General features: G+C 66.4%; 12 protein-coding genes. 11 read left to right on the top strand and 1 reads right to left on the bottom strand.

Going from position 1 to position 12896, the window contains the following annotated elements:
• The first annotated feature begins 182 nt into the window (after positions 1–182).
• Entirely contained in the window at positions 183–1436 is a 1254-nt protein-coding gene (locus EGK76_RS02695) for an HD-GYP domain-containing protein (protein WP_096299369.1), read from the top strand.
• A 19-nt stretch (positions 1437–1455) separates the two neighbouring features.
• Positions 1456–2700, top strand: coding sequence for a GGDEF domain-containing phosphodiesterase (locus tag EGK76_RS02700; protein ID WP_158613435.1), 1245 nt, complete (start codon positions 1456–1458; stop codon positions 2698–2700).
• A 22-nt stretch (positions 2701–2722) separates the two neighbouring features.
• Here the strand turns inward: EGK76_RS02700 and EGK76_RS02705 are convergent, their stop codons facing one another.
• Positions 2723–3310 carry a Fe-Mn family superoxide dismutase gene (locus tag EGK76_RS02705; RefSeq protein WP_123831567.1) on the bottom strand — a complete coding sequence of 196 codons (588 nt, stop codon included), beginning with the start codon at positions 3308–3310 and terminating at the stop codon, positions 2723–2725.
• Positions 3311–3418: 108 nt separating this feature from the next.
• Here EGK76_RS02705 and grxD point away from each other — a divergent pair, with 108 nt between their 5' ends.
• The 9 genes from grxD (at position 3419) to EGK76_RS02750 (ending at position 12886) form a co-directional block, all read left to right on the top strand.
• On the top strand, positions 3419–3739 hold the full coding sequence (gene grxD / locus EGK76_RS02710; RefSeq protein ID WP_096299363.1) for a Grx4 family monothiol glutaredoxin: 321 nt from the start codon (positions 3419–3421) through the stop codon (positions 3737–3739).
• Complete coding sequence (locus EGK76_RS02715) at positions 3736–4497, top strand: SDR family NAD(P)-dependent oxidoreductase (protein WP_233580138.1); 762 nt, start codon at positions 3736–3738, stop codon at positions 4495–4497. The genes grxD and EGK76_RS02715 overlap by 4 nt, the downstream gene beginning before the upstream one ends.
• Positions 4494–5084 carry a YhgN family NAAT transporter gene (locus EGK76_RS02720; RefSeq protein ID WP_096299361.1) on the top strand — a complete coding sequence of 197 codons (591 nt, stop codon included), beginning with the start codon at positions 4494–4496 and terminating at the stop codon, positions 5082–5084. Before EGK76_RS02715 ends, EGK76_RS02720 begins: the two co-directional genes overlap by 4 nt.
• Before the next feature lie 261 nt (positions 5085–5345).
• The gene (locus tag EGK76_RS02725; RefSeq protein WP_123831568.1) at positions 5346–8606 is read left to right on the top strand and encodes a carboxypeptidase regulatory-like domain-containing protein; all 3261 of its coding nucleotides are present in this window, start codon (positions 5346–5348) and stop codon (positions 8604–8606) included.
• Positions 8607–8720: 114 nt separating this feature from the next.
• On the top strand, positions 8721–10109 hold the full coding sequence (gene ppnN, locus EGK76_RS02730; RefSeq protein ID WP_123831569.1) for a nucleotide 5'-monophosphate nucleosidase PpnN: 1389 nt from the start codon (positions 8721–8723) through the stop codon (positions 10107–10109).
• A gap of 144 nt (positions 10110–10253) precedes the next feature.
• Positions 10254–10781 (top strand): GspH/FimT family pseudopilin, encoded by a 528-nt coding sequence (locus EGK76_RS02735; RefSeq protein WP_123832042.1) that lies wholly within the window; start codon positions 10254–10256, stop codon positions 10779–10781.
• Positions 10778–11254 (top strand): type IV pilus modification protein PilV, encoded by a 477-nt coding sequence (gene pilV, locus EGK76_RS02740; protein WP_123831570.1) that lies wholly within the window; start codon positions 10778–10780, stop codon positions 11252–11254. The genes EGK76_RS02735 and pilV overlap by 4 nt, the downstream gene beginning before the upstream one ends.
• A complete protein-coding gene (locus EGK76_RS02745; protein ID WP_123831571.1) occupies positions 11251–12381 on the top strand; it encodes a PilW family protein in 1131 nt (376 codons plus the stop codon). The genes pilV and EGK76_RS02745 overlap by 4 nt, the downstream gene beginning before the upstream one ends.
• A 1-nt stretch (position 12382) precedes the next feature.
• Positions 12383–12886 carry a PilX N-terminal domain-containing pilus assembly protein gene (locus EGK76_RS02750; protein ID WP_123831572.1) on the top strand — a complete coding sequence of 168 codons (504 nt, stop codon included), beginning with the start codon at positions 12383–12385 and terminating at the stop codon, positions 12884–12886.
• The last annotated feature ends 10 nt before the right edge of the window (positions 12887–12896 follow it).

Consider the following 12896-nt stretch of genomic DNA (forward strand, 5'->3'; position numbering starts at 1 on the left):
GAGCCCGCAGGCGCCACCAGGCGCACTCGAGCGGCGATGAGCACGATGTTTTCATCCCGTCAGCCTGTACGCTGGGCGTCCGGCCAGATGCACCTGCTGCGCCGGATTGTCGGTGTCCCGCGAGCGGGGCCAGGCGATGCCGAGGGGGCGGTAGTGCAAGGCCAGGAGAGCCGACGGGCCAGATGACGCTGGAAGAACTCAAAGTCGCCGTAACCGATCTGCAGGTCGGGATGTACGTGTGTCGCCTGGATCGGCCATGGGAGGGCACGCCTTTTCTGCTGCAGGGGCTGATGGTCGAATCGGCGGACGATGTCGCCGTCCTGCAACGCCTGTGCACGCACGTATATGTGGATGTCGAGCGCGGACTTGGGCGTATGCCGCCGTCGTTGCAGGTGGTCGGACCCGCAGCGACACCATCCGCAGTACCTGCGGCGCCCCGCAACTACGAAAACGACCAGATCGCCGCGCTGCAGGGCACCGTGGCCTATCCGGAGCGCGTGGAGTTCGATCAGGAGCTCGACAGCGCACGGCAGGCCCATGCCCAGGCTGCGGCGTTCGCCGAGCGGGCCCTAGAAGAGGTCCGGGGCGGGCGCGCCATCGCGGTCGAGGAGGTCCGCGATGCGATCGAGCCCATGGTGCGCAGCCTGGTGCGCAATGCCGACGCGTTCCTGTGGCTTGATGCGCTACGCGCTCGCGGCGCCTACGAATACCGCCATGCGCTGTCGTGCAGTGCGCTGGCCGCCGCGTTCGGCCGGCACGTCGGCCTGCCCGAACCCCTGCTGCTGGACATGGCAAGCGGAGGCCTGTTGCTCGATGTCGGCAAGCTGAGGCTGCCGCCCGCGCTGCTGGCCAGCCCGGCACCCTATGACGATACACAGCGCAGTGTGATGCAGACGCATGTCGAATCCGGGTTGGCCCTCGTCGATGCCGCGGGGGTGCCGGCGCATGTCCGTGAAATGATCCGCACCCACCACGAATGGATCGACGGCAGCGGTTACCCCGGGCGCCTGCAGGGCGATGCGATCCCGCTTCTGGGGCGGATCGCCGCGGTGATCGACGCCTATGACGCGATGATCAGCACCCGCCCGCACCGGCAAGCGGTCGCTCCGCACGTCGCCCTGCAGTCGCTCTACCGCGGACGCGGCACTCAGTTCGCGGCCGAGATCGTCGAACAGTTCATGCAATGCATGGGGGTCTATCCGATCGGCGCGCTGGTCGAGTTGAGCACCGGTGAGGTGGCGATCGTCACCGCACAGAACGCGGCCCGGCGCCTGCAGCCCCGCGTCATGGTGCTGACCGGACCGGACAAGCGGTTGCTCACGCAGTTCCACTCGATCGACCTGCTGGTGCGCGGGCACAGCGACGAACCGGTGCGGATTGCCGGTGCGCTTGCGCCGGGTGCGTACGGGCTCGATCCGGTGGGCCTGTTCCTGTGAGGGCGGCAGGGATTTGCGCGTGCTGAATCACGCCCAGGCACTGGTCGACATCCGCACGTTCCTCGCGCAGGCGCGCTCGGGTATTCCGCTGGGGGTGCTGGTGATCCGCGCCGATCGCGTGCGCGAGACGGAACTGTCGCTCGGCTATGCCGCCGGCGATGCCCTGCGCGCCGGGATGCAACAAGCGCTGGAGGCCGCGGTGCGGCCCGGCGATCACGTGTGCCGCATCGGCGAGGACGCCTTCCTGGTGCTGCTGCCGGCTCTGCGCGGCCGTGCGCACGCCGCACTGGGCGCAGCCAAGTTCGTGCGCGCTCTGCAGCGTCCATTCGACGTCGGGGACGCGCACGCTCAGCCATCGGTGCGGGTGGGCATCGCCATCGCGCCGGAAGACGGCACCGATGCCGAGCAACTGTGCCGGCGCGCCGACCGCGCCTGCGACGATGCGGCGGCATCCGTCGAAGGCTTCGCGTTCTGGGAGGCGCCGTCGGTGCCGCTCGACACCCTGCACCACGATCTGCGCGCGGCCCTTGCCGAGAACCAGCTGGCCCTGCATCTGCAACCGCTCGCTGCCTTGCCCGACCGGGTGATCCGCAGTTACGAGGCGCTCGCGCGCTGGACGCATCCTCGACTGGGCGACATACCGCCCGATGTGTTCATCGAAATCGCCGAACGTGGCGGCCTGATCGGCGACCTCACCCGCTGGAGCCTCAACGTCGCCCTGCGCCACCTCGCGACGCTGCGGGGTGCAGGCCTCGAGGTGCGCATCGCGGTCAACCTGTCGGTGGAGGCGCTGCAGGCCCCCGGCTTCGTCGAACAGGTGCTGGATCTGCTGCATCTGTGGCGCGTGCCGGGGCAAGGACTGGTGTTCGAGATCACCGAGAGCGCGCTGATGCGCGACATCGTCCGGTGCAGCCATCTGCTCGCGCGACTGCGCCAATCCGGCGTCCGCATCGTGATCGACGATTTCGGTACCGGCTATTCGTCGCTGGCGTACCTGCGTCGGCTGCCGGTCGACGGCATCAAGATCGACCGCAGCTTCGTCCAGGACATGGCCCGGGACCGGCGCGCGTGTCGCATCGTCGAGACGATGATCGATCTCGCGCACGAGTTGGAGCTGAAGGTCGTCGCCGAAGGCATCGAGGACGAGGCAACGCTGGAGCTGCTGCGCGAGGCGCACTGCGATCTCGTGCAGGGCTATCTGATTGCGCGCCCTGCGCCCGCCGAGGATGTCATCGAACGACGTTTGCGGGCCGACAAAGCCTGACTTTCGCGTGCCCGGCGGTCGGTCAGCGCAGGCGCGCCGCAACCACGTCCCAGTTCACCAGCTGCCAGAAGGCATCGAGGTACTTCCGCCGGTTGTCCCGGTAGTCGAGATACCAGGCGTGTTCCCACAGCGAGATCGCCAGCAGGGGCGTGTCCTGGCCGGTGATCGGCGTCGCTGCGTTCGCCGTGGCGGCCAGTGCTATCCGCCCGTCAGGCCGTTGCAGGAGCCAGACCCATCCGGCGCCGAATGTCGCCAGCGCCAGCGCTTCGAAGCGCCTGCGGAAAGCCGCGACATCCCCGAACTGGCGTGACAGGGCCTCGGCCAGCCGCCCTTTGGGCTCGCCGCCACCGCCGGCTGCGGCGGGCTTGAGCGAATGCCAGTAGAAGGCGTTGTTCCAGGCCTGCGCCGCGTGGTCGAACGCCGCGCCCTGAGCCTTGCGGACGATGATCTCCAGCGGGGCATCGGCAAGTTCAGAGCCGGCCAGCAGTGCGTTGAGACGTTCGATGTGGGCGCGCTGCAGGTGGCCATGGTGCTGGTCGAGGGTGTCGCCCGAAAGGTGCGGCTCCAGCGCGGTGCGGTCGTAGGGCAGGGCGGCAAGTTCGAGGGGCATGGCCGGCGGTCCGGTGGTCGATGGGCGGCGACGCGATAGAATGCACCAATTCGAATCCCGATCCCCGCTGGCCGCTCGGCAGCGGCGAGGTCCTGCAGGAGCGTCAACGTGTCGATCCTCGAACGCATCCAGGCCGAAATCGACGGCCATGCCATCGTGTTGTTCATGAAGGGAACGCCGCAGTACCCGATGTGCGGGTTCTCCAGCCGTACCGTCGCCGCCCTGCATGAAGCGGGTGCACGCGACTACCGCGCGATCAACGTGCTCGAGGCTCCGGAAGTCCGCGCGAACCTGCCACGGTTCTCGAACTGGCCGACGTTCCCGCAGCTGTTCATCCACGGCGAACTGATCGGCGGCTGCGACATCGCGCTCGAACTGCACGAGGCGGGCGAGCTCTCACGCATGGTGGCCGAGGTGGCAGCGTCGTGAGTGCGCTGGCGGAGCCTGCTGCCGAGGCAGCAGCGCTGGAAGGGCGCGTGGTGCTGGTCGTCGGCGCGCATGGCGGGCTCGGTGAGGCCACCTCTCTGGCCTGCGCGCAGGCGGGCGCCTCGCTCGTACTGCTGGGACGACGCGTGCCCCGGCTCAACCGTCTCCACGACCGGCTGCAGGCGCTCGGCGCCGCGCCGGCGCTGTACCCGATGGATCTCGAGGGGGCGAGCCCCGACGATCATGCCGATCTTGCCGCGCGGATCGAGGCCGCCTACGGCAGGCTCGACGGCATCGTCCATCTCGCCGCCGCCTTCGACGGTCTCACCCCGCTGGAGTTGACCGATCCGGCCGCCTTCGCCCGCGCACTGCATGTCAACCTCACCGCGCGCTGGTGGCTGACCCAGGCCTGCCTGCCGCTGCTGCGCCGTTCGGGCGACGCGGCCGTCGTGTTCGCGATCGACGACCCGGCGCGCACGGGCGGCGCCTACTGGGGCGGCTATGGACTCGCCCAGGCGGGGCTCTCGGCCATGGTGGGGATGTTGCAGGCGGAGCTCGGCGACGCGCCGATCCGCGTCAGCGGCCTGCTGCCGCCGCCGATGCGCACGCCGCTGCGCGCCCGCGCCCACGTCGAAGCCGAGGACCGGATAGCGCGCGCGCCGGCGGATGTCGCCGCGCACTGCGTGGCCTTGCTGGCTCCGGGCGGAGACGCGCATCGCGGTGCGCTGTGGGCGCCGTTCGCGCCGGAGGGGCGCGCATGACCATTGCCTCGGCTGCCCTGCTGCTGTTCCTGATCCTGGATCCACTGGGCAACATCCCGGTGTTCCTGAGCATGCTGCGGCGGCTCACTCCGCAGCGCCAGCGCGTCGTGCTGGCGCGGGAACTGCTGATCGCGCTGGTCGTGCTGATGGTGTTCCTGTGGGCGGGCAAGTACGCGCTCGAGGTCATGCACCTGCGGCAGGAGTCGGTGGCGATCGCCGGCGGCATCGTGCTGTTCCTGATCGGCATCCGCATGATCTTTCCGCCACCCGAGGGGCTGATGGGAGAGATACCCGACGGCGAGCCCTTCATCGTGCCGATGGCGATTCCGCTGGTGGCGGGCCCATCGGGCATGGCTGCGGTGATGCTGATGGGCAGCAACGAGCCCGACCGACTGGGCGAGTGGAGCCTGGCGCTGCTGATCGCCTGGGGCGCCACCTCCGCGATCCTGTTCTCGGCGACCTATCTGTACAAGCTGCTCGGCGCCCGCGCGCTGACGGCGATCGAGCGGCTGATGGGCATGCTCCTGGTCGCGATCTCGGTGCAGATGCTGCTCGACGGGCTCGTCAGCTACCTCAAAAGCGCCTGAGCGACTCGTGAGAGGTCCGTGAAGGTTTTCGACGGCAAGCAGCGCGCAATTTCCGCGATTGCAGAGAAAGTTCAGGTAGCTCAACGGCTTGCGCGGCGCGCGCGCTGTCATGGCACTGTCACTCTCGAAGGCTAACGTGTTAATCTGCGGTTAAACGGGATGGCTTCCCAAGCGCCCGTCGCGAGACCCCCACCTCTCCAAGACTCCCGTTGCCTTCCGTCCGGACGGTGACGACATCCACGTACCGAGGCTATAAAACCCATGAACCACACGCATCGCGCCCGACTCTCGAAGTTGTCGCTCGGCCTGATCGTCGCCCTTGCAGCCGCTCCCGCATTCGCGCAGAGCACCTCCGCCGGTGTCGGTGGTCAGGTGGTCGGTGCGGGTGGCGCACCGGTGTCCGGCGCTGAAGTGACGATCGTGCACACCGAGTCCGGCACCGTCAGTCGCGTCACGACCGATGCAAGCGGCCGTTACAACGCGCGCGGCCTGCGCGTGGGTGGCCCGTACACGATCACGGTGACCAAGCCGGGCGAAGGTACGCGTACCGAGGACAACGTTTTCCTCAATCTCAACCAGGTCAACACCGTCAATGCCGCCCTGAGCGGCGACATGACGACGTTGCAGACCGTCACGGCGACCGCGATGGGGGGCGGCTCGGAGGTCTTCAGCGCCAACAAGATGGGCGCGGGCACGAACGTCACCCTGGCGCAGATCGAAGCGCTGCCGTCGATCGGCCGCAACATCCAGGACTACATGCGCCTGGATCCGCGTCTGGCGCAGACCAGCAAGGGCCGCGGCGAGATCTCCGCCGGTGGCCAGAACACCCGCTTCAACGCGATCCGCGTCGACGGTGTGTCGGCATCGGACACCTTCGGCCTGGAGAGCAACAACTCGCCGACGCTGCGCCAGCCCGTGTCGCTGGACGCGATCGAAGAAATCAGCATCGAGCTCTCGGACTATGACGTCACGGTGACGGGCGCTACGGGCGCGGTCGTCAATGCGGTGACCAAGTCCGGCACCAACACCTTCTCCGGCAGCGCGTTCTACACCTACCGCGATCAGGACTGGGTGCGTGACAACCCTGACGGCTCGCCGTTCAACGGTTTCATCGACGAAGAAAACTTCGGCGGCACCTTCGGTGGCCCGATCATCCAGGACAAACTGTTCTTCTTCGTGAACTACGACAAGTTCACCCGCAGCGCCCCCGGCACCACCGTCAGCCCGGCCGCGGCGCGCATTACCGACCAGCAGATCGACGAGGTCCGTCAGATCGCATCCCAGCGCTGGGGCTTCGATGCCGGCGACCAGATCGCGCCTGACAATCTCAAGACTGAGGTAGAGGAATACGCCGGCAAGATCGACTGGAACATCAACGACGATCATCGCGCGTCGTTCCGCGTCAGCCGCGTCGAGCAGTCGGACGTGTTCCTGTACGGTTTCAGCAACACCGGTCGTTCGCTCAGCACCAACTGGAGCATCACCGACAAGCAGGTCGACAGCTACTCGCTGCAGTTCTTCAGCAACTGGAGCGAGAACTTCAGCACCGAGCTCAAGGGCACCTACCGTGAATACTCGTCGGTGCGCAGCCCGTTCTCGCGCCTGCCTTCCATCGGCGTCGCCTTCGGCACCCCCTCGAGCAGCGGCGCGCCCAACTCGCCGTACCTGAACTTCGGTACCGAGTCGAACAGCCACTACAACGTGCTGGAAACCGACACCACCAACGTACAGGGCTCCGGTACCTATTACGCCGGTGATCACGAGATCAAGTTCGGCTTCGACTACGAAGACAACGGCGTCTACAACCTGTTCGGCCAGAACCAGTTCGGCAGCTACACGTTCGCGTCCACGGAAGATTTCCGCAACGGCGACTACTGGTCGTACTCCTCGTTCGCACCGCGTCCGGGTGCGGGGATCGGCAGCATTGCGGCCGACTACAACCAGAAGAACACCGGCCTGTACATCCAGGACCGCTGGAACGTCAACATGAACCTGACGCTGATGTTCGGCCTGCGTGTCGACCAGGTGACGCTGGGCTCCGAGCCCGAGTTCAACGCACTCGTCGACCGCGTTTACGGCTACGACAACAGCGTGACCCTGGATGGCAAGAAGCTGTGGCAGCCGCGCTTCGGTTTCAACTACACCTTCGACTCCGAGCGTCCGACCCAGCTGCGCGGCGGTGTCGGCCTGTTCCAGGGCGCGGCTGCGAACGTGTGGGTGGGTAACTCGTTCGCAAACACGGGCCTGAATGTGGTGGAGTACTCCACGCCGTCCTTCAGCGGTTTGACCGAGGCCCAGCGCGCCGCAATCCGCGCGCAGTATCCCTTCAGCACCGATCCGGACAACCAGCCTCAGCCGACCTCGCAGCAGCGCCAGTCCGTCAACCTGATGGATCCCGGCTTCCGCCAGCCGTCGGTATGGAAGGCGAACCTTGCATTCGATCATGAGCTGCCGTGGCATGGCCTCGTGGCGTCGGCCGAACTGCTCTACACCCGCGTCAATGACGGCATCTACTACGACCGTCTCGATCTCGGTACGCCGCTCGCGCGTCCGGGCCAGGATGGTCGCGACCTCTACTGGGCCAATGCCAACGGCACCGGCACGCGTGGTCGCGGCAACGCTGGGATCAATGCCCTGCGCGCGGCTGGGCAGATGCCGCCGGGCTTCGAGAACGTGGTGGGTTGGGCCAATGACGGCGTGATCCTGATGCGCAACACCGACAAGGGTGGCTCGCAGCAGTTCACGGCCAGCCTGACCAAGCCGATGACCGATACCTGGTCGTGGGTGGCCGGCTATACCTACACCCGCGCCACCGAAGTCAGCCCGCTGACCAGCTCGCGCGCGATCTCCAACTGGAACGGCCGTTTCGCGTTCAACCCGAACGAGAACGTGGCGGGTCGCTCGGCCTACGAGATCCGTGATCGCTTCACCGGCGCGCTCACCTGGCAGAAGGCGTTCTTCGGCGACAACAAGACCAGCGTCGCGGTGTTCTACGAAGGCCGCAGCGGCAAGCCCTACAGCTGGGGCTTCCTCAACGATGCCAACGGTGACGGCTATACCAACGACCTGTTCTACGTGCCCAACGGCTACGGCGATGTCGAGTTCACCGGCGGCCCGGCCATGGAGCAGGCGTTCTTCGAGTGGCTGTCCGAGAACCCCGATCTGGCCCGGTACGCGGGTGGTGCGGCGCCGCGCAACAGTGCCACTTCGAAGTGGGTCAACAGCTTCGATGTCCGCATCAGCCAGGAATTCCCGGGCTTCTTTGCAGGCAACAAGGCCGAGATCTGGCTCGACATCATCAATATCGGCAACCTGATCAACAAGGATTGGGGCGAGATCTACGAAGTGGGCTTCCCGCTCAACCGTGGTGTTGCGCGGATGGAAGGCATCAACGCGGCCGGGCAGTACATCTACAACTTCAACCCCGACAACATCACGGCCGAAGGCCTGTACGACAATCAGGACCAGAACAAGGGTCTGTCGCGCTGGCAGCTGCAGGTCGGCTTCCGCTACAAGTTCTGATCCCCGGATTGAACGCGTGACACCAGAAACGGCCGGGGAAACCCGGCCGTTTTCTTTGCTGACGGCTCCTGCGCTACAGTGCCGGCCTACGAAAAACACATGATAGAAGACCAGATGAACAAGCAAGCCGGAGCGGCGACGGCGCTGCCCACCGTGAGTGCATATGTCTATCCGCGCGGCGGCCTGGACGTGCTGTCGCGCGACGAGGTCGCGAGGCTGAAGGATGCGTCCGCCGGCGGCATGCACGACCTGCTGCGCCGCTGCGCGCTGGCGGTGCTGACCAGCGGCAGTGCATCCGACGATCCGCGCGCCGCGCAGGAGCTGTATCCCGACTTCGATATCCAGGTGCTGCAGCAGGATCGCGGCATCCGCATCGAACTGACCAACGCCCCGGCGATGGCCTTTGTCGACGGACAGATCATCCGCGGCGTCGCCGAGCTGCTGTTCGCCGTGGTGCGCGACCTTGCCTACACCGCGATCGAGCTGGATCCAGCGGACGCGGGGGACCTCGATTCGTCGGCCGGCATTACCAATGCGGTCTTCGGTCTGCTGCGAAATGCCCGGCTGCTGCAGCCGGGTGACCCCAACCTGGTGGTGTGCTGGGGCGGCCACTCGATCAACCGCGGCGAGTACGACTACACCAAGCTGGTCGGCTACGAGCTCGGCCTGCGCGGCATGGACATCTGCACCGGCTGTGGCCCGGGCGCCATGAAGGGGCCGATGAAGGGCGCCAACGTCGCACACGCCAAGCAGCGGCAGTATCCCGCGCGTTACATCGGCATCACCGAGCCGGGCATCATCGCGGCCGAATCGCCGAATCCGATCGTCAACCAGCTGGTGATCATGCCGGACATCGAGAAGCGTCTCGAGTCGTTCGTGCGCCTGGGGCACGGGATCATCGTGTTTCCCGGCGGCGTGGGCACGGCGGAGGAGATCCTCTATCTGCTCGGCCTGCTGCTGCAGGAGGAGAACCGCGACATCCCGTTCCCCTTCATCCTCACCGGCCCCACCGCATCGGCGCCGTACTTCCAGCAGATCGACCAGTTCATCCGCCTGACGCTCGGCGACGAAGCCGCGTCACGCTACGAGATCATCGTCGCCGATCCTGAGCAGGTGGCGCGGCGCATGGCGGCCGGTATCCGCAAGGTCAAGGAGTACCGCGTCTCGCACAAGGACTCGTTCTACTTCAGCTGGTCGATGACGATTCCGCTCGACCTGCAGCGTCCCTTCGTGCCCACCCACGAGGCAATGGCCGCGCTCGACCTGCACCATGGCCGTCCGCCGCACGAGCTGGCGGCCGACCTGCGCCGCGCGTTCTCGGGCATCGTCGCCGGCAACGTCAAGGAAGACGGCATGCGCCGCGTCGAGGAACTCGGCCCGTTCCGCATCAACGGCGACCGCGACATCATGCAGTCGCTCGATGCGCTGCTGCGCGCGTTCGTGGAGCAGCGGCGGATGAAGATCGCCGGGGACTACAGGCCCTGCTACGAAGTGGTGGCCTGAGGGTCATAAGGGCCCGCGGCTTGGGACGGCGGTGACGCTCATCGCCCGATCTCGACCGTCCATCCGCTGCCCCTTGTAGGAAAAGAAGCGCGCACTAGACTGCGCGACGGGGAACGCCGGATGTGCCGGCGGTGCGGGAACGGTATGCGTGCGAGGGGATTTACGCTGGTAGAGCTGATGGTCACGGTCGCGATCATCGCGATCCTCGCGGCCATTGCATTTCCCAGCTTCGAGGCGACGATGCGCTCGAATCGCGTGGCGACCACGACCAACGAGCTGATCGCGTCGTTCGCGCTCGCCAGATCGGAGGCCCTTCGCAGCCCCGGTGGCGCCCGCGTCTGCACCAGTAACGATGGCACCACCTGCACCGGCACGGCCTGGAGCAATGGATGGATCGTCTGGATCGATATCGACGGTAGCGGCGGTCAGCCCGTTCCTGCCAGCGGCGATCGCGTCGTGCGCTATTCGCAAGCCAAGCCCGGCATCGTCATCACAGCCGCCGCCGGCGCGGCCAATCTCGATATTCCGTTCGACCAGCGCGGGTATCTGGTGGGCGGTGCCCGCGCGTTGACGCTTGCATCCGAGGAATGTCCATCGAGCGCGCCCCTCGTGCGTACGTTCGCGGTACGGGCCACGGGCGGGACTGCAGTCACCCGGGGGGATTGCCCATGATCGACTTCCAGCGGACGCGTGCCCGGAGGGCGGGTGAGCGGGGCTTTTCGATGATCGAAGTGCTGATCGCGATCGTGGTGCTGGCCATCGGCTTGCTGGGCTTTGCGCTGCTCCAGACCACCACGCTGCGTTACACCCAGAGTGCGAACAGCCGGACGCTGGCGACCAATCTGGGGTACAGCCTGCTCGATCAGATGCGCACCAATCGGCTGTCTGCGGCGCAGTACACGAGCGCGGGCTTCACGGCCAATTCGCTGGCTGACACGGCCTGCAATCCGTCGGCCTCGACGGACGCCGTGGCGCAGGGGATTGCAAGCTGGCAATGCCAGGTGTTCAACGCGCTAGGGCCATCGGCCGCAGCCACGGTGACGTTCGATGCGTCCGGGCAGGCGTCGGTCCAGCTGAGCTGGGGCGAGCGCAGCGCGATCGACAGCGAAAACATGACAACGTTTACCGCGAGCACCCAGCTATGAGGCTTTCGTTCCCTCACCGCGCCCGTGGCGTCTCCCTGATCGAGCTGATGATCGCCTTGGCAATCGGGGCCTTCTTGATGCTGGGCCTCGTGCGGGTGTTCTCCGCATCACGCACCGCCTACCAGTTGTCGGAAGGCGTATCGCGCGTGCAGGAAAACGGCCGCTTCGCGATGGACTTCATCCAGCGCGATCTGCGCATGGTCGGCCATATGGGCTGTGTCAACGACCAGTCGCACATGCAGAATGCCGGTGCGCTGGCGAACCATGTGCCAGCGGGCGGTTCGGGTGTGAACTTGCCGACGGGTATACAGGCCTACGAAGCCACCAAGACATCAACGAGCACGATGAATCTGGGGACGGCGGCCAGTACCTGGACGCCTGCCTTGCCTCCGGCAGTCGCCGCGCTCGGGCCCTTGCCTGGCAGTGACGTATTGCAGCTGCGTTTTCTGCTCTCCGAGGGTGCGCCTGTCAGTACGATCGCGGTGGCCGGCGGCAGTTCGACGATCACCATACCTGCGGCCCGTTGGGAGGCGCTGACTCAGGGCGGCGTCGCTGCGCCGACCCTGCTGGGGCTTGCGGACTGCAGCTTCGTCGATCTGTTCGTGGCCGGCGCCACCAATTCCTCGTTGGGCACGGTCACGGTCGCAACTCCGCTTGACCGCTACACGCCGCAGCCTGCAGGCCAGACCATGCTGCACCGCCTGGAATCGGTGGTCTATTACGTCGGCAGGGGAGCGAGCGGCCAACGCGCGCTCATGCGTGCCCGCGCCAACCCCAACGGCAGTTACCAGGCCGGAGAAGAGCTGGTGGACGGCATCGAGAGCCTGCAGCTGGAGATCGGCCTGGACCGCAATGCGGCGGCCATGGCCACGGAACCGCCGAGCGGATATGTCGGCAGCTTCGTGCGGCCTTCGACTGTCGCCAATACCGAGCCGGGGTGGCGTGCCGTCGGCGCCGTGCGCCTCGGCGTGCTGGTCAGCAGTCCCGACCGCGCCGCCTCCGAGCAGGCTGAGGACGGGCGGAGCCTCTTCGGCGTGCGCTTCACGCCGGAGGATCCTTCCGACAACCGTTACCGCTTCGGCTACGAGTCCACCGTCGCCTTGCGCAACCGTCTCTATGGGAACTGACATGGGTCGCTTCCATCCAAACCCGCGGCAACGACAGCGCGGCGCCGTGCTCTATATCGCGCTGATCATGCTGGTTCTGCTTGCCCTGCTTGGCATTGTCGGCATGCAGGTGGCCGGTCTGCAGGAGCGCATGTCGTCGAATTATCGCGCGGTAAACCTGGCGTTCCAGCAAACCGAAGCGCTCGCGCGCAGCGCGGAGTGTGCGCTTGAAGACATGATCAACCGCACCAGTACCGCCGGTTGCGATGGGGTGACCAGCTCGATGATCGACTCCTGCGACACCGGCTTCGATCCGGGTGGCTGGGCCCAGGACAGATCGCTTGGTCAGCACTCTGCTGTCAATGCGCGGTTGATCGGCCCCTGCATCTCGGGGAACTCGTCGCTTGAAATGGGCGGGGCCGTCAATGAAGACCCCAATCCGATCTATCAGGTGACCGCTTTCCGTGTGGATGATCCGGACAACCCGACGGCACAGGCTGTCATCGACACCATATTCAGGCCGTGAGGGTAATGCC

This window comes from Luteimonas sp. 100069 (assembly GCF_003813845.1).
GTDB classification, from domain to species: domain Bacteria; phylum Pseudomonadota; class Gammaproteobacteria; order Xanthomonadales; family Xanthomonadaceae; genus Luteimonas; species Luteimonas chenhongjianii.